Annotated in this window: 12 protein-coding genes and 1 pseudogene; 2 read left to right on the top strand and 11 right to left on the bottom strand. The window is 56.3% G+C overall.

Translation table 11 applies throughout. The features are described from left to right. Positions 1-22 precede the first annotated feature (22 nt). Positions 23-208 (bottom strand): hypothetical protein, encoded by a 186-nt coding sequence (locus ACYX34_RS16025; RefSeq protein WP_462077579.1) that lies wholly within the window; start codon positions 206-208, stop codon positions 23-25. 491 nt (positions 209-699) lie between these two features. Between ACYX34_RS16025 and ACYX34_RS16020 the strand changes: the two are divergent. After that, a pseudogene (locus ACYX34_RS16020) lies at positions 700-1454 on the top strand (IS5 family transposase). A gap of 37 nt (positions 1455-1491) precedes the next feature. Here ACYX34_RS16020 and ACYX34_RS16015 read toward each other — a convergent pair. Both ACYX34_RS16015 and ACYX34_RS16010 read right to left on the bottom strand, forming a co-directional pair. Continuing rightward, a complete protein-coding gene (locus ACYX34_RS16015; protein WP_462077578.1) occupies positions 1492-4137 on the bottom strand; it encodes a methyl-accepting chemotaxis protein in 2646 nt (881 codons plus the stop codon). A gap of 333 nt (positions 4138-4470) precedes the next feature. Further along, positions 4471-6870, bottom strand: coding sequence for a methyl-accepting chemotaxis protein (locus ACYX34_RS16010; RefSeq protein ID WP_462077577.1), 2400 nt, complete (start codon positions 6868-6870; stop codon positions 4471-4473). A gap of 385 nt (positions 6871-7255) precedes the next feature. Here ACYX34_RS16010 and ACYX34_RS16005 point away from each other — a divergent pair, with 385 nt between their 5' ends. Continuing rightward, positions 7256-7489 (top strand): hypothetical protein, encoded by a 234-nt coding sequence (locus ACYX34_RS16005; RefSeq protein WP_462077576.1) that lies wholly within the window; start codon positions 7256-7258, stop codon positions 7487-7489. Here ACYX34_RS16005 and ACYX34_RS16000 read toward each other — a convergent pair. The 8 genes from ACYX34_RS16000 to ACYX34_RS15965 all read right to left on the bottom strand — a co-directional run bounded on the left by ACYX34_RS16000 (position 7470) and on the right by ACYX34_RS15965 (position 15465). Further along, complete coding sequence (locus tag ACYX34_RS16000) at positions 7470-7988, bottom strand: chemotaxis protein CheW (RefSeq protein WP_462077575.1); 519 nt, start codon at positions 7986-7988, stop codon at positions 7470-7472. The two genes, ACYX34_RS16005 and ACYX34_RS16000, sit on opposite strands and share 20 nt — an antisense overlap. 66 nt (positions 7989-8054) lie before the next feature. After that, positions 8055-9911: a methyl-accepting chemotaxis protein gene (locus tag ACYX34_RS15995; RefSeq protein ID WP_462077574.1), complete on the bottom strand. Its 1857-nt coding sequence runs from the start codon at positions 9909-9911 to the stop codon at positions 8055-8057. Beyond that, positions 9832-10806 carry an MCP four helix bundle domain-containing protein gene (locus ACYX34_RS15990; protein WP_462077573.1) on the bottom strand — a complete coding sequence of 325 codons (975 nt, stop codon included), beginning with the start codon at positions 10804-10806 and terminating at the stop codon, positions 9832-9834. Before ACYX34_RS15990 ends, ACYX34_RS15995 begins: the two co-directional genes overlap by 80 nt. 120 nt (positions 10807-10926) lie before the next feature. After that, positions 10927-13125 (bottom strand): chemotaxis protein CheA, encoded by a 2199-nt coding sequence (locus tag ACYX34_RS15985; RefSeq protein WP_462077572.1) that lies wholly within the window; start codon positions 13123-13125, stop codon positions 10927-10929. Positions 13126-13206: 81 nt separating this feature from the next. Beyond that, the gene (locus ACYX34_RS15980) at positions 13207-13578 is read right to left on the bottom strand and encodes a response regulator (RefSeq protein ID WP_462077571.1); all 372 of its coding nucleotides are present in this window, start codon (positions 13576-13578) and stop codon (positions 13207-13209) included. 54 nt (positions 13579-13632) lie between these two features. Continuing rightward, entirely contained in the window at positions 13633-14175 is a 543-nt protein-coding gene (locus ACYX34_RS15975; protein WP_462077570.1) for a hypothetical protein, read from the bottom strand. A 52-nt stretch (positions 14176-14227) separates the two neighbouring features. Then, a complete protein-coding gene (locus ACYX34_RS15970; protein ID WP_462077569.1) occupies positions 14228-14530 on the bottom strand; it encodes an STAS domain-containing protein in 303 nt (100 codons plus the stop codon). Between the two features lie 95 nt (positions 14531-14625). Further along, positions 14626-15465 carry a flagellar motor protein MotB gene (locus ACYX34_RS15965; RefSeq protein ID WP_462077568.1) on the bottom strand — a complete coding sequence of 280 codons (840 nt, stop codon included), beginning with the start codon at positions 15463-15465 and terminating at the stop codon, positions 14626-14628. Positions 15466-15510: the final 45 nt, after the last annotated feature.

Here is a 15510-nt window from a genome sequence, read left to right as displayed (position 1 = left end):
AATCTCCGCTGCACAGCGTGCTTCAGCAGGACAACCGGTTGGTGAAGGTAGAGGATATGAGTGCGTGTTTCGTGAGGTATCTGGTAATCCCGACTTTGAGTCCATGATGATGGGCAAGATCGACAAACATGTCCGCGGCGGTAGGAGAGAGCTCTCGCAAGCCTACGATAATCCATAAAAAGATGTAGGCATCGAGAAAATACCTCATGCTTTCCCACCCTGGAACACGTCAAGCAGTTCATCCGGACGTGGTTCAAAAAATGATGCAGGAACGGAGATCGTCCGCTTGGCCAAACTAATGGGGCGGGGACCTGTCGGAGCTTCAGATAACGGAGAGGTCTGCGCCACGGACGGATTGCGCTTGCACAGCACGATTCGCTCTCCGGCTTTCAGCTTTGTCAGATACTTAGGAAGAGGGTTTTCGCCTCATGAATGTTCAGATTCATCATGGTTGTATGAGTAAACCGATTTATACGTTCGGTTACGGGACCCGGACATACATGGAATGAATCGAGGCGACGAAGGTTGAGCCTACTTGGAGGAAGCGGATCTTGTACAGTACAGTATCCCAGCCAACGATTTCAGATTTCACGTTTCAGGTTGTCCGACAACTTAAAAGATGAAACGCTTAGGTCCTGTTGACATTCAGTTCCCGTCCGCGCATGAGTGTGACGTGGTTCAACGTCCACCGGAGGGAGGATGGCAAGACGGGAGCTGCGAGATGACCAATGGAAGCGGATTCAAGCATTATTGCCGGGCAAGGCCAGCGATCCCGGGCGGACGGCCACAGATAACCGGAAATTTGTAGACGCGGTGCTCTGGATTGCCCGGACCGGCGCGCACTGGCGTGAGCTCCCGGAGAGCTTCGGCCCCTGGAATAGTGTGTTTCAGCGCTATAACCGGTGGTCAAAAACAGGGGTGTGGGAACGGGTGTTCTGTGAACTATCAGGCGACCCCGATTTTGAATACGTGATGATCGATTCCACCATTGTCCGCGCCCACCAGCATAGTGCGGGTGCAAAAGGGGGGCTCAGGAGACGGAAGCCCTTGGCCGTTCCAAAGGCGGTCTGACGACAAAAATCCACACTACAGTCGATGGCCTTGGCAATCCCCTGCGCTTTATCCTGACGCCGGGCCAGGCGTCGGACTTCACACAGGCCGAACTCTTGCTGCAAGGCTTACCCGCTCAGTATGTCCTTGCCGACAAGGGATAGGACAGCAGCAAGATCGTTAAAGCCATCGAGCAGTCCGGCGCAACAGCCGTCATCCCGCCACGCTCCTGTGTGAAGAACCCGCGCGAAACTGACCTCACTGTGTACGCCGAGCGATATCGTATTGAATGCTTCTTCAACCGGCTCAAGCACTATCGCGCCGTTGCGACCCGCTACGCCAAGCGTGCACGCAACTTTGCCAGCCTCATCTATCTGGCTGCGTCCATGCTGTGGATGAACTGAATGTCAACAGGACCTAAGCACCCCTGCTTCCAAACCGTTAGAACTCCTCAAACTCATCGCCCGTGCCGTGTCGATCCTTGCCGTTGGGGGAGCCGACCCCTATGGAATCATGGGTTCTCGTCGCTTTCCGAGGAGTCACCGATCGGACCGACGAGGCAACAGACGCGGATCTGCCGGTGGACGAGGGTCCGCTCATCACCAGCCCCCCCGCTGCGCCCTGGACCTTGAAGGCCTCCACCTGGCGCATGAGTTCCTTGGCCTGGCCTTTCATGGACTGGGCGGCACTGGTGGTCTCTTCAACGAGGGCGGCGTTCTGCTGCGTGGACTCATCCATCGCCAAGATCGCCTTGTTCACCTGATCGATCCCGCTCGCCTGCTCCTGCGACGCCGCCGTGATCTCCTCGATGATATCCGTCACCCGCTTCACCGAATGCACGATCTCCTCCAGCGTCTTCCCCGACTGATCCACCAGCTCGCTCCCATCCGTCACCCGCTGGATCGATTCATTGATCAATCCCTTGATCTCTTTTGCCGCCGTCGCCGACCGCTGCGCCAGGTTTCGCACTTCCGCCGCCACCACCGCGAAGCCCCGCCCATGCTCTCCGGCTCGGGCGGCTTCCACCGCCGCATTCAACGCCAACAGATTCGTCTGGAACGCGATCTCGTCGATCACCGTGATGATGTCGGCGATCTTCTTGCTGCTCTTGTTGATCTCGCCCATCGCCTCGACGGCTTTCTTCGTGACGACGCCACCCTTGTCCGCCGTGTCGCGGGCCGTGATCGCCAGCTGATTGGCTTGCTTGGCGTTGTCGGCGTTCTGCTTCACCGTGCTTGTCATCTCTTCCATCGAGGCGCTCGTCTCTTCCAATGATCCCGCCTGCTCGCTCGTCCGCTGCGACAGGTCTTCGCTCCCTTTGGTGATCTCCTCCGCTCCCGTCGTCACCGCCTCCACAGCCTCCCGCACGGTCGTGATGGTTTGAGTCAGGTTCTGGACGACGGCATTGATGCTCGCCTTGATCTTGGCGAGCTCGCCCTGGTAGGTGCCCGTCATCGGCTGCGTCAGATCGTTCGCCGCCAGTTTTCCCAGCACCGCCTGGGACTCCGTCACCAACTGCTCCATCTCCACCTGCGCCGTTTTCTGCGCGGTGATATCGGTCGCGTATTTCACGACCTTGTAGACCTTGCCGTGCGCATCCAGGATCGGATTATAAGAGGCTTGCAGCCACACGTCCTGGCCGTCTTTGCGCAGTCGAGGATACACGGCCATGTCGAACTCGCCGCGATTGAGTTTCGTCCAGAGAACCTGGTACTCGGCGCTCTGCGCATAGGCGGGACTGCAGAACATGCGGTGGTGTCGGCCGGTGATCTCATCGAGGCGATACCCCAGGGTCTGCAGAAAATTCTCGTTCGCCGTGATCACCGTCCCGTCTGGCCGAAACTCGACGACGGCTTGGGCACGGGCCGCCGCCTTGATCGTGCCCTCGAATTCCACCGCTTTGCGTTGTTGCTCGGTGATGTCCATCGCATACTTCACCACCTTGTACACCTTGCCGTTCCTATCCAGGATCGGGTTGTACGTGGCCTGGATCCAGATGTCCTGGCCGTCTTTACGCAGCCGAGGGTACACACCCGCGTCGAATTCGCCGCGGTTCAACTTCGCCCAGAAGGCCTGGTACTCGGCGCTCTGCGCATAGGCGGGACTGCAGAACATGCGGTGGTGTCGGCCGGTGATCTCATCGAGGCGATACCCCAGGGTCTGCAGAAAATTCTCGTTCGCCGTGAGGACGGTCCCGTCGAGCTGAAACTCGATGACCGCCTGGGATTTCCCGATGGCATCAGTAATCCCTTTGACTTCCGCTACTTTGGAGGCAATCTCCTGTTCCTGATTTTCTACCGTCTCTTCCAACTGCGCGCCCATCGCGTTGAATGCCTGCGCCAATTGCCCGATCTCCTCTTCCGTCCTCACCGTCGCCCGGTACGCCAAATTCCCGCTCCGCAATTGCTTCGTGGCTTCCAACAGGTTCTCCAACCCCGTCACCACAAACTTCGTCACCGCCCAACTGCCGAGCAGTCCGATCGCAAGCGCGCCCACAATGACGACGATCATGACCATGGCCAGCATCCAGGCCATGCTTTTGCTCGATTCATGGTTTTCTTGCGCTTGGGATTCGTTCTCCTTCACCAATTCCGCGACAGCACCGAGCATGGCCGAAAGTTTCTCAGCCAGTTCTTTGTTCTGGATTTCAGACGCGGCGTCTTTGCTGAAGTCGGCGCTTTTTTTGAGTGCGGCCGTGCGGACTTCTTTGTATCCGGCCCAGGCCTCGTGGAACCGTTCAAACATCTTCCGTTCCCCGTCGTTCATGATGATCGGGGCATAGTCCACTTCGAACTTGTCGATCTCTTCGTCCAGTTTCTTGATCTCATCCGCCCATTTCTTCATCGTAGCCGAGTCGGTGGCCAGGATGTGCCAGGCAATGAGGGCGCTCATCCGTTGAGAACGCCCTTGCAGTTCTCCGAGTTGTTTGAGCGGCACCACATTGATCTTGAAGATCGATTCCACGCGCTGGCTCAATTGCATCACCGCGACGACGGATAGGACGCCCACGACCACCAAGAGAAGTTGGATGGCGCCGAAGCTGAGCAGCAGCTTTGATTTGGTATTGAGATTATTGAATGCGTGCATAGTCGACCCCCCGACCAAGTCAAGACTCGTCGAACCTAGATTCCACCTATAATTGGTTTCCTTGGAAATTTACGGATGCGCTGTTTTCCTCAGAACCCTTATCGGTGATCATCCAGGAATCTTTACGGCTTGACCGTCTGGTCGGATGGTGTCCTCACGACAGCGTCGATTCACAAATGAGACGGCATGTCACACCCCCATGATCGTGCATCGACGAGCTCAGCACGAACGAAGAGCCATCATGTTTTCTTGAGCTTATGCGTTGGCCTTGAACCCTTCGATACACTCAGGACAGGCCGGTCGAAGGGTAAACGGATGATTTTGAAATGATTCCTAGAATTCTTCGAATTCCTCGCCCATGGCTCGGCGGTCCTTGTCGTCGCGTGCCCGCTTGGTTTCGGACAGGCCGGTCGCAACCTTGGTCTTTAACACCTTCTTTCCTGCCGCCATCGGAGCGTGCCCCCGGTTCTTCCCGATTGCCGGAACGGACGTGCGCATTCGAATCGAAGGCTCGCTCGTCTCCCCGTAGGCGTCATGAACGGTGTGCGCCACAAACTGCCTCAGATGATCGACCGGCGGCATGTCGGCTTTCTCCGCTTCCGTCGCCTGAATGTTGAACTTCAGCACTCGCTGATGGAGGGCTCGCGCTTGGGTTTGGAGCGATTGGCTGGCGCTGGTGGTTTCCTCCACGAGCGCGGCGTTCTGCTGCGTGGTGTCGTCCATCGACATGATCGCTTTGTTCACCTGGTCGATCCCGCTCGCCTGTTCCTGCGACGCCGCGCTGATCTCCGCGATGATGTCCGTGACTCGCTTCACCGCGATCATGATTTCCTCCAGCGTCTTCCCCGACTGATCCACCAGCGTGCTCCCCTCCGTCACCCGCTGGATCGATTCAGTGATCAGTCCTTTGATCTCCTTCGCCGCCGTCGCCGACCGCTGCGCCAGATTCCGCACCTCCGCCGCCACCACCGCGAAGCCCCGCCCATGCTCCCCGGCCCGGGCGGCTTCCACCGCCGCATTCAAGGCCAGCAGATTCGTCTGGAACGCGATCTCGTCGATCACGGTGATGATGTCGACGATCTTCTTGCTGCTCTTGTTGATCTCACCCATCGCCTCCACCGCCCGCTTGGTCACGTCGCCTCCCTGGTCCGCCGTCTCGCGCGCCGCCGCCGCCAGCTGATTGGCCTGCTTCGCGTTGTCGGCGTTCTGTTTCACCGTGCTCGTCATCTCTTCCATCGAGGCCGACGTTTCCTCGAGCGCGGAGGCTTGTTCGCTGGTGCGCCGGGAGAGATCTTCATTTCCCTTTGTAATATGTTCGGAGCCTAACGACACGCTTTCAGCCGCTTCCCGGACCGCCCACAGAGTCTGCGACATGTTGCGGACCACGGAATTGATGCTGCCCTTTATCCGTTCAAATTCGCCCTGATAGGCGCCGGTCATTTGCTGCGTCAGATCGTTGGCGGCCAAGGCCGCCAGCACCTGCTGCGCCTCATGGAGCGGCGTCACCACCGAATCGAGCAGACGATTGACGCCTTCCGTAAATTCCTTCGACGCACCGATGAATTCCTCGGATGCGATCCGTTCCGACAATTGCCCCGCTGACGCCGCCTCGATCAACTTTTCGACTTTATTCTGAGCCCGTTTTTGGTCCGAGATATCGGTTGCCAATTCCACCACCTTGAACGTTCGCCCCATCTCGTCCTTGACCGGATTGCAGGAGGCTTGGACCCATATCTCCTTACCGTCCTTGCCCAGCCGACGATAGACGCCCGTATCGAACTCGCCGCGATTCAACTTCTGCCACAAGGCGGTGTATCCGTCGCTGTTCGTGTAGGCCGGATCGCAGAACATACGATGATGTCGGCCTTTGATCTCATCGAGCCGGTATCCCATGGTCTTCAGAAAATTCTCGTTCGCCGTCAGAACCGCCCCTTCCAGCGTGAACTCGACGCAGATGTACGATTTATCGATCGCATCCACGATCCCCTTCATGTTATGGCGCTGGATCTCTTGCTCGGTGAGGTCGTAACGCACCCCCAGATATTTGCGAGGCTTGCCGTTCTTGCCGAGAATCGGCTTGATCACCGCATCCACATAGTACGGCGATCCGTCCTTCGCGCGATTTTTGATGACACCGCGGAAAATCTGCCCCCGCCCGATCGTCTGCCACATGGCCTTGAACACGTCCTTGGGCATGTCGGGATGCCTGGTGATGCTATGCGGGCTGCCTATCAATTCTTGTTTCGAGTATTTGGAGATATCGATGTACTTGTCGTTGACGGTGAGGATATCGCCTTTGAGATTGGCTTCCGACACAATGCTGGTCGTATTCATGATATCGACGCGGGCGTTGAGTTCATCCCGGAGATCCTCAAGCTCAAGTTGTTGCTGGGTCACGTCAATGGCGAACTCAATGATCTTGACCGGTTTGCCGAGGACGCTGATCACGGAGGCGCCCATGGCTTGCACCCAGACTTCCTTGCCGCCCTTCCCCACCCACTTATAGATGCAGGAGCCGGACTCTCCGCGCTTCACCTTGTCCCAAAACGCTTGGAACGCCGGCTGTTCCATCTGTGCCGGATCGCTGAACACTCGCCGATGTTTACCCTTGATCTCGTTGAGCGTACAGCCGAGCAGGGTCAGGAAATAGTCATTGGCGACGATGAAAGTCCCGTCGAGATCGCATTCGCAAACGGCTTGAACCCTATTGAGAGCTTTGCACCACTCATTCATGTGACACCTCATGTTTAGTCGCTCTTTCTCGGCCATCTCCCCCAAACACATCAGGAGCATTCCCGTGTTCAAAAGCGGCGCTCAATTGGAACTCCGTCCTCAAATTACAACACCCATTCACGCGGCGCCTCTATTGTTCAGCGTGGTCGCAGTCACGTCGAAGTTCGCCAATAAAAAAAGCGCGCTCATGAGACCCCTGTGCTGAGTTCTCATGAATGCGCCTACAACTGACAGGTCTTTCTCCTGCCCGCCCAGGCTGTCGAGCCTGTGTGCTCGACAGATATTCAACCGTTTGCTCTACAGCTATCGGCTTAGGATGGAAAATCTTGAGCGCCGATCACCATTGAATCTTCGAGAAGTGAAAACATGACCACGAGGAGAACGCGTGGACGATCAACGGCCTGCTCATCTCACCCTTGAGAAGAAAGATCTCGTTGGCGGTGAGTACGGCCCCATCAAGGTCGAACTCGATGATCGCGTGCGCTCAATTCATCGCGTCAGCCAAGACGACAAGGTCTTACGTATTCGATGTATCCGACCTGAGGATCATGATGCGTTCAGCTCAGAGGCCCCCAGTCCCGCTCTTCTCTCTCATCCGGCTAGGCGGCTTGCGTCGTAACACCGGACTCCTGCATTTCGCGGTCGGTCAACAGGCGATCCATATCCAACAACGACACCAGCTTGTCGCCGGATTTGCCGATTCCGTTCAGAAAGCTGACATCTACCTTTTGTCCGAATTCCGGCGGCGACTGGATATCCTTCGTTGCAATGTTCAAGACGTCCGACACCGCATCCACGACCAACCCCATGACTTTGTCCTGCACGACCACCACCACGATGACGGTGAACATCGTGTAGTCGATCATCGGCATACCGAACTTCGTCCGCAGTTCGATGATCGGCACGATCGTGCCGCGCAAGTTGAGCACCCCTTTGATATGTGACGGGGTATTCGGAATCTTGGTGACGGTGGTGTAGCCCTTGATCTCCTGCACCCGGAGAATATCGACTCCATACAGTTCGTCGCCGAGACTAAAGGTGAGGAATTGACTGCCGTCGGTCGCCAGTCCGATTTGCTGCGTCTCGCTCGTGATGCCAGATGTCCCATCTGCCGACATGATGTCCTCCTTGGTTTCGGCCGCGCACGCCCACATCGCTCGGCAATGCTCGGCGTTCCCCCACCGCTAGAACTCTTCAAACTCTGCGTCTCCGGTGCGGCCATGACCGACAACGCCGACGGTGACACTGCTTCGCTCTTTCTTTTTCGTCGGCTTCACCGCGGCCATCGGCTTGTTGCTCACTACCTTCCCCACAAGCCCGGACGCCTCGGATCTGGAGATTGATTTCACCGAACCCGTCGAAGCGGCATGGTCAATTCGAAATGTATCGATTTGCCGCATGAGTTCCTTGGCCTGTTCCTTCATCGACTGGCTGGCACTGGTGGTCTCCTCAACCAGGGCCGCGTTCTGCTGCGTCGTCTCATCCATCGCCATGATCGCCTTATTCACCTGATCGATCCCGCTCGCCTGTTCTTGCGACGCCGCCGTGATCTCTTCAATGATGTCGCTCACCCGTTTCACCGAATGCACGATCTCCTCCAGCGTCTTCCCCGATTGATCCACCAACTCGCTCCCATCCGTCACCCGCTGAATCGACTCATTAATCAACCCTTTGATCTCCTTGGCCGCCGTCGCCGATCGTTGCGCCAGATTCCGCACCTCCGCCGCCACCACCGCAAACCCCCGCCCATGCTCCCCGGCCCGGGCCGCTTCCACCGCCGCATTCAAGGCCAACAGATTCGTCTGAAACGCAATCTCATCGATCACCGTAATGATGTCGGCGATCTTCTTGCTGCTCTTGTTGATCTCCGCCATCGCGTCGACGGCCCGTTTCGTGACCGTCCCGCCCTTGTCCGCCGTCTCCCGTGCGGTCGCCGCCAGTTGGTTGGCTTGTTTCGCATTATCGGCGTTTTGCTTCACCGTGCTCGTCATCTCCTCCATCGACGCGCTGGTCTCTTCCAACGACCCCGCCTGTTCGCTCGTCCGCTGCGCCAAGTCCTCGTTCCCCTTCGTGATCTGATCCGCTCCCGACGCCACGCTCGCCACCGCTTCCCGCACCGTGATGATCGTCTTGGCCAAATTCCTCAGCGCGCTGTTCAAGCTGGTCTTCATCTGCTCGAATTCGCCTTGATAGGATCCCGTCATCTCCTGCCTCAAATCGTTGCTCGCCAGCGCGGTGAGCACCACTTGGGCTTCGTGCAAGGGCGCGACAATGGTATCAAGGAGCTGGTTGACGCTCTGAGTAAGCGCCTTGGCCGCGCCATCGAACTGTTCGGTTTTGATACGCTCCGACAGCTGCCCGGTTGCCGCCACGACAATCAGCTTTTCCACTTCGACTTGTGCCTGCTTCTGTCCCGTGATGTCGACGGCCAGCTTCACTATTTTGTACGGCCGCCCCATCTCATCCTTGACCGGATTGTAACTGGCCTGCAGCCAGACCTCCTTGCCGCCCTTCGTGAGGTGCTTATACACTCCCGCGTCGAAGTCACCCCGACTCAGCTTCTGCCAGAAGGCTTGATACTCGCTGCTGCCGGAAAAGACAGGATCGCAGAACAGGCGATGATGCCGGCCTTTGATCTCGTTGATCGTATAACCAAGCAACTGCAAACAATTGCTGTTCGCCGAGACAATGTTTCCATTGAGGTCGAACTCGATCATGGAATATGACGTATTAATCGCGTCGACGATTCCTTTCATATTCAGGCGAGCGAGCTCATACTCCGTGACGTCGTAGCGAACACCCAAATACTTCTTCGGCTTGCCGTTTGTCCCCATAATGGGTTTGATGACCGCATCGACATAATACGGTGTGCCGTCTTTCCTACGGTTCTTGATGACGCCGTGGAATATCTCCCCCCGCCCGATCGTCTGCCACATCGTCTTGAAAATCTCCTTCGGCGTATCAGGATGCCGCGTGATGCTGTGTGGCTTGCCGAGCAATTCTTCCTTCGAATAATTGGGAGACCTGCGAATATTTGTCATTGGCCGTAATGATATCCCCCTTCAAGTCGGCCTCCGAGACAATACTCGTAACATTCATGATGTCCACACGAGCATTCATCTCTTCGATTGCTTCCTGTTGCTTCGCCATGGACTGTTCTAATGCCTCGCCCATCCGATTGAAGGCTTCTGCCAACTGCCCGATCTCGTCCTTCGATTCCACAACCGCTCGAGCCGTGAGATCACCTCCAGCAAGTTTTGCAACCGCTTGCCCGAGATTGCCCAACGAACGGCCGATCATCCGTGAGATCATCCCACCCAGTATCAGCCCTACGCACATCCCACCGATGATGAGCCCCACTAAGACATTCCGGGCGTGTTCGTACAGAGCCAGACTCTCCTTATAGACCGCTTCGGCATGCATCTCCGTAATACTTGCCAATTTGATGGCTCGACTCATCACCTGCTGCGCACCCGGTATGACCTCATGGACCTTCTTGATCGCATTGACATTGTCATTCTGCAGGGTCAAGCGTACGGCTTCGTCCATCACCGCCATGTAGGGAGGGAAGATGTGCTCAAGCTCGGACACCATGGTTTTCGCTTCATCCAGGGACGTCAGCTGCTTGAAGTCAGATAACCTGCCATGAAATCGCTGTGTGAGTCCGGCGATATCTTGGGCGAATTGTTCCTTTTCCTTCTGATCCGTTGAAATGATCGCAGCGCGGGTCAACCGACTGATGCCGGTGATGGCCAGGTTGACATCCTTGATCGCGGACACTCCCTGGAGTTCCTGCTCATATAAGGCTTTTACCGTACCGTTGACGGTCTCAGCGGTGCTGATTCCAAAATACCCGACACCGGCCATGATCGCGCCGACTATGCCGAACGCGAGGATCAATTTCACTGATGTCTTGAGGTCCTTAACGAGACTCATGATGTGACAAGGCCTCCTGTCCGGTGTGAGGTTGGTGGTCGTCTACGCCCATCTATTCTCCGGACAACTCTCGCTCGAGAAACTCACCAACACCATCCATGGTTATGATTGTCATCATAGTCAGGCAGCGACAGGACGCTCGCGGCGCGCGATTTCGATCAGCCCGCGGACGTCCACGATAAATCCGACGGTCCCATCGCCTAAGATCGTCGCACCGGCAATGCCTTCGACCTTGCGGAAGTTCTGCTCCATGCTTTTAATCACGACCTGTTGTTGACCGAGGATTTCATCGACCATGACGGCCACACGTTCGCCTTCCGTTTCCAGGATCAAGAGAATCGCCTGTTTTGGATCAGTATAGTCAGGATCGTTGCCGAACACTTCATAGAGACGCGTCATCGGGATATAGGTGCCCCTCACGTTGATGAGCTCCCCTTTTCCTACGATCGTTTTGATGGACTCCGCTTTCGGCTGAGTCGACTCCAAGATCGAGAGCAACGGCACGATATAGGTCTCTTTGCCGACTCGGACCGTCATGCCGTCGATGATCGCGAGCGTGAGCGGCAATTTAAGCGTGAATGTCGTACCTGTTCCTTGCGCCGTCTTGATACTGACGGTCCCTCCCAGCGCTTCGATGTTGCGTTTGACCACATCCATCCCCACGCCGCGTCCGGAGACATCCGTCACTTTCTCGGCCGTCGAAAATCCTGGGCGGAAGATCAGCCCCCAAATTTGCTCATCCGAGAGTTTTTCACTTTCGCCGATCAGCCCCTGCTTCGCGGCCTTGGCGAGGATTTTCTCGCGATTGAGACCACGACCGTCGTCCTCCACCGTGATGCAAATGCTGCCGCCCTCATGAAAGGCATTGAGGCGGATGGTGCCCACCTCGGACTTGTTGTTGTCGAGCCGTTCTTCCGGCAGTTCCAATCCATGATCGGCCGAGTTTCTGACCAGATGGGTCAAGGGATCTCCGATGGACTCGATGACGGTCTTGTCCAGTTCAGTTTCTTCGCCCGAGAGAACCAGTTGGATCTTCTTTCCCGCCTTCGAGGAGAGATCGCGCACCAACCTTGGAAACCGACTGAATGCCGTGCCGATGGGGAGCATGCGGATGCCCATGACACGTTCCTGAATCTCCCTTGTATTGCGCTCTAATTGGGCGACTCGTTCCAACAGCAACGGGAGTCGCCGCATCTCAAACCGAGCCCCCAGATCACTCAGCATGGACTGGGTAATGATCAATTCGCCCACGAGGTTAATCAGTTTGTCGATTTTCGCGGTATCCACACGAATGGATGTGGTGTCTGTTTTCTTCGTTTGTACCGCCGCTTCCTGCTGTCGTTGGGTATTGAGCGCTTGTTCGAGTTGATGCGGGGTGACAGCCTTCTGCGCAACGAGAATCTCGCCGACTCGTTTCTGCTGGGACAATGCCTGTTCAAGAACGGCCGGTGACACCATACCGCTCTCCACCAAGATTTCCCCAAGATGTTTGGGCTTATCACTGTCCGCGTGAGGGGGGAGAAGGGAGGGGGGAGGGGTTGTGGGCTGACTGGAATCGGACGCCACATCACTCCTTCCCGCCAACTCCTTTCCCCTGACCTCTTCAATGACGAGTTTGCTGTCCTCACGGACAAACTCGAAGGCGGACTCAATGGTTTTCAGGTCCTTGCCGGTGACAAGTCGTAACTCCCAGGAGAGATAGCACTTTTCCGGGTCGACCTCGGCCAGATCCGGCACTCGAGACATATCGAGCGTCACCGAACTCAGATCGCCAAGACCGCTCAACTCCTTTAAGATCTGCAGAGGATCAAGTCCGCGTTGAAACAACCACTCCGGCGGAGTCCACGTGATGAGATAGCTGCGTTCTTGAGCACCGGACTGCGCAGAAGCAGCCACCGGCTGTACCTGCGGCACGGCGGGCGGCTGAACACCCGATGCACTCGCGGACGCCAACTCTGCCGTCAGGCGCTGAACCGTCTCATCATCCACCGCCATCCCGGACTTCACGGCTTCAATTAAGGTCTTCAGGCAATCAGTGGACTTGAGCAGTAAATCAGCAATCTGCGGTGATACCGCTTTCTCCCCGTTTCTCAGCAAGTCGAGCAAGGTCTCCATTTTATGGGTAAATTGGGTCACGGCATTGAATCCGAACATCCCGCTCGCCCCTTTGATCGAATGGGCTGAACGGAAGATTTTGGCAAGTAACTCAAGATCTTCCGGATGCTGCTCCAACGCCAGTAAGCCTTCTTCAACGATCGCCAAATGCTCGGCTGCTTCTTCGAAAAAGGCCTCCCGAAATTGTGCGAAATCGTCACTCATCCTATCCTCGTTCAGACCATTTTCACGCCATCACGTCCCAACGTCGTCAAGCCTTCTCGCTCGAGGACGTTCACACTACCTTCAAGCCGGCAGTACCTTCGCAATAGTCTTCAGCAGTGTTTCAGGGTTGAACGGCTTGACGAGCCATCCCGTCGCCCCGGCTTCCTTCCCGGCCTGTTTCTTCTCGAGCGCCGATTCGGTCGTGAGCATCAGAATCGGCGTAAACTTGAACGCGCTCAATTTGCGCAATTCCTTGATGAGAGTAATCCCGTCCATTTCCGGCATGTTGAGATCGGTCACCACGATGTCCATCTTGCCCGCTGTCGCGACTTTGTTCACGGCATCTTTTCCATGCTCGGCCTCCACAACGGCAAACCCAGCCTTGGTGAGGGTAAAAGCCACCATCTGCCGCATCGTGGGTGAATCATCAACGATCAGTGCGGTCTTCCTCATGTTGCCCTCCGACATCAACTGCAGGGATATGTTTCTTTGTTTCAGCGGCACTCGTTAGAATAGCGTGACAGAATCGGCATCCTCTCCCGATCGATCGATCGGCACCGGCTCTCCATAGTTCGGTTGTATTGCCGCCTCGTGGAGGCGGCGTTCCGCTTCCATCGTATACAGATGTTCAATTTGCTGAAGCGCAGCAATCTCCTTCTTCGCCTCTTCATCCCGCGGACCTTTCAGCAACGCGTGAAGATGTTGCTTCAGCTGGTCTAATGCCACGCCGACATGCTCTAGCTTTTGACGCGTCATATCCTGGAACTGCATAGCCATCACAACCTTGGAAAGACTTGCCGATTGTTCATCTGCCATGATCCCCTCATTGTCAGTCGACAAGATTCGGAGATGCAGCATCAAGTCCATCGCCGCACGTTCGGTCTCACCGATCACGGCAATCATTTGTGCCTTCAATGCAGGGATAATGCGCACGGCTTCGACCGCGAAGGATTCCCACGCCTGCTGCTGCTCTTGCAGCAGGCTGAAAGTCGCCTCCCTGTCGTCATCCCAACGCCTCAGTCTTGCATTCTCGGCTTCAGCAGAATTCATCGATCTACTCCTGCAACTAAAGGCCTGCTGTCCGCTTGCCAGATGAGTCTCACTATTCACTCAGGGAATCCGTAAACCCCAATCGATTCAATTTCGTCTGTAGATCCGGGGAAAGACCCGTTACCAACATGCGCCCTTGCTTGCGTGCCGCCAGCAGCAGCTGGATCGCGGATGTATCTACTCGGACAACGCCGCTCAGGTCCAACGACACCAAACCATCGTTTGCAAGGAGGTTCATCAATGATTCCTTAAATTCAGCTGCTTCAAAAATAGTCAGATCGCCTGTTGGAGCCAAGTGTCTGAGATTCTGACTCTCGTCCTTAGAGGAGCCGGGTGCGGAGGAATCAGCCGTCATCGAGCCAGGTATCCTTTCTTTGCAATCACTCACGAATCTTGTCGGCTGTTTTTCATCGAGGCTTGAGCAGGAGTTGGCCGAAACCCAGAGATGCTCTATGGTATTCGCACGTGTCCTTCTCTGGTCGGCTCCGCCACCGACTCCGATGCGTTCATTGGCACATCGTCCGTCGATCGTCCCAACATGTCCGAGCCACTCTCCGCCTGAGGAATTGGAGCGGGCGGAGCCTGTTCAAGAATGACGACCTCCACCCGGCGATTTTTGGCTCGCTGTTCCGAATCAAGATTGGCCGTGACCGGCCTTGTATCGGCATGCCCCACGGCAGCCAGTCGTTCCGACGGCACGGCAAACAACTCAGACAAGACTCTGACGACCATCACCGCACGTGCCGCAGAAAGTTCCCAGTTGGAAGGAAATTGTGCAGTCCGTATGGGAACGTTGTCCGTGTGCCCCTCAACCCTGGTGTACCGGTTGAGTTCCACGATGGCCGTGCTCAGACCTTCAAGAAACGGCAGCGCTTCGCTGCGTATGGCTGCTTCGCCGCTGTTGAACAGCAGCTGATCCGGAATGGTGATGACGATATCTCCGTTCACTCGTTCGGTGATCCGCACCAAGGCCAACTGCGGCGAGGCTTTAATCCCTTTCACGAGATTTCGGAGTTTACGGATCGCCACATCCTTGCTCCCCGGAGCATCAGGTGCCGTCAGTGCCTGTTTGTTGGTACTCAACGTCAACGGGGTTGGAGAGGACGGTGGGCTGACGATCGGATTCAGCGCGGCTTTGATCGACTCGCTCACGGTTCGGTACTTTCCGACATTGACGGAGGAGATCGAGTACATCACGACAAAAAAGGCGAACAGCAACGTGATAAAGTCCGCATAGGAGACGAGCCATCGCTCGTGATTTTCATGCTCTTCATGCTTGTGCTTCGCCATCTACAACCGTCCCCCGTGAGACGTGCCGCGCATCTCGTGTAAGCG

Source organism: Nitrospira sp. CMX1 (assembly GCF_054902215.1).
The sequence above is the reverse complement of the archived record's forward strand: the minus strand, read 5'-3'. Positions and strand labels throughout refer to the sequence as shown.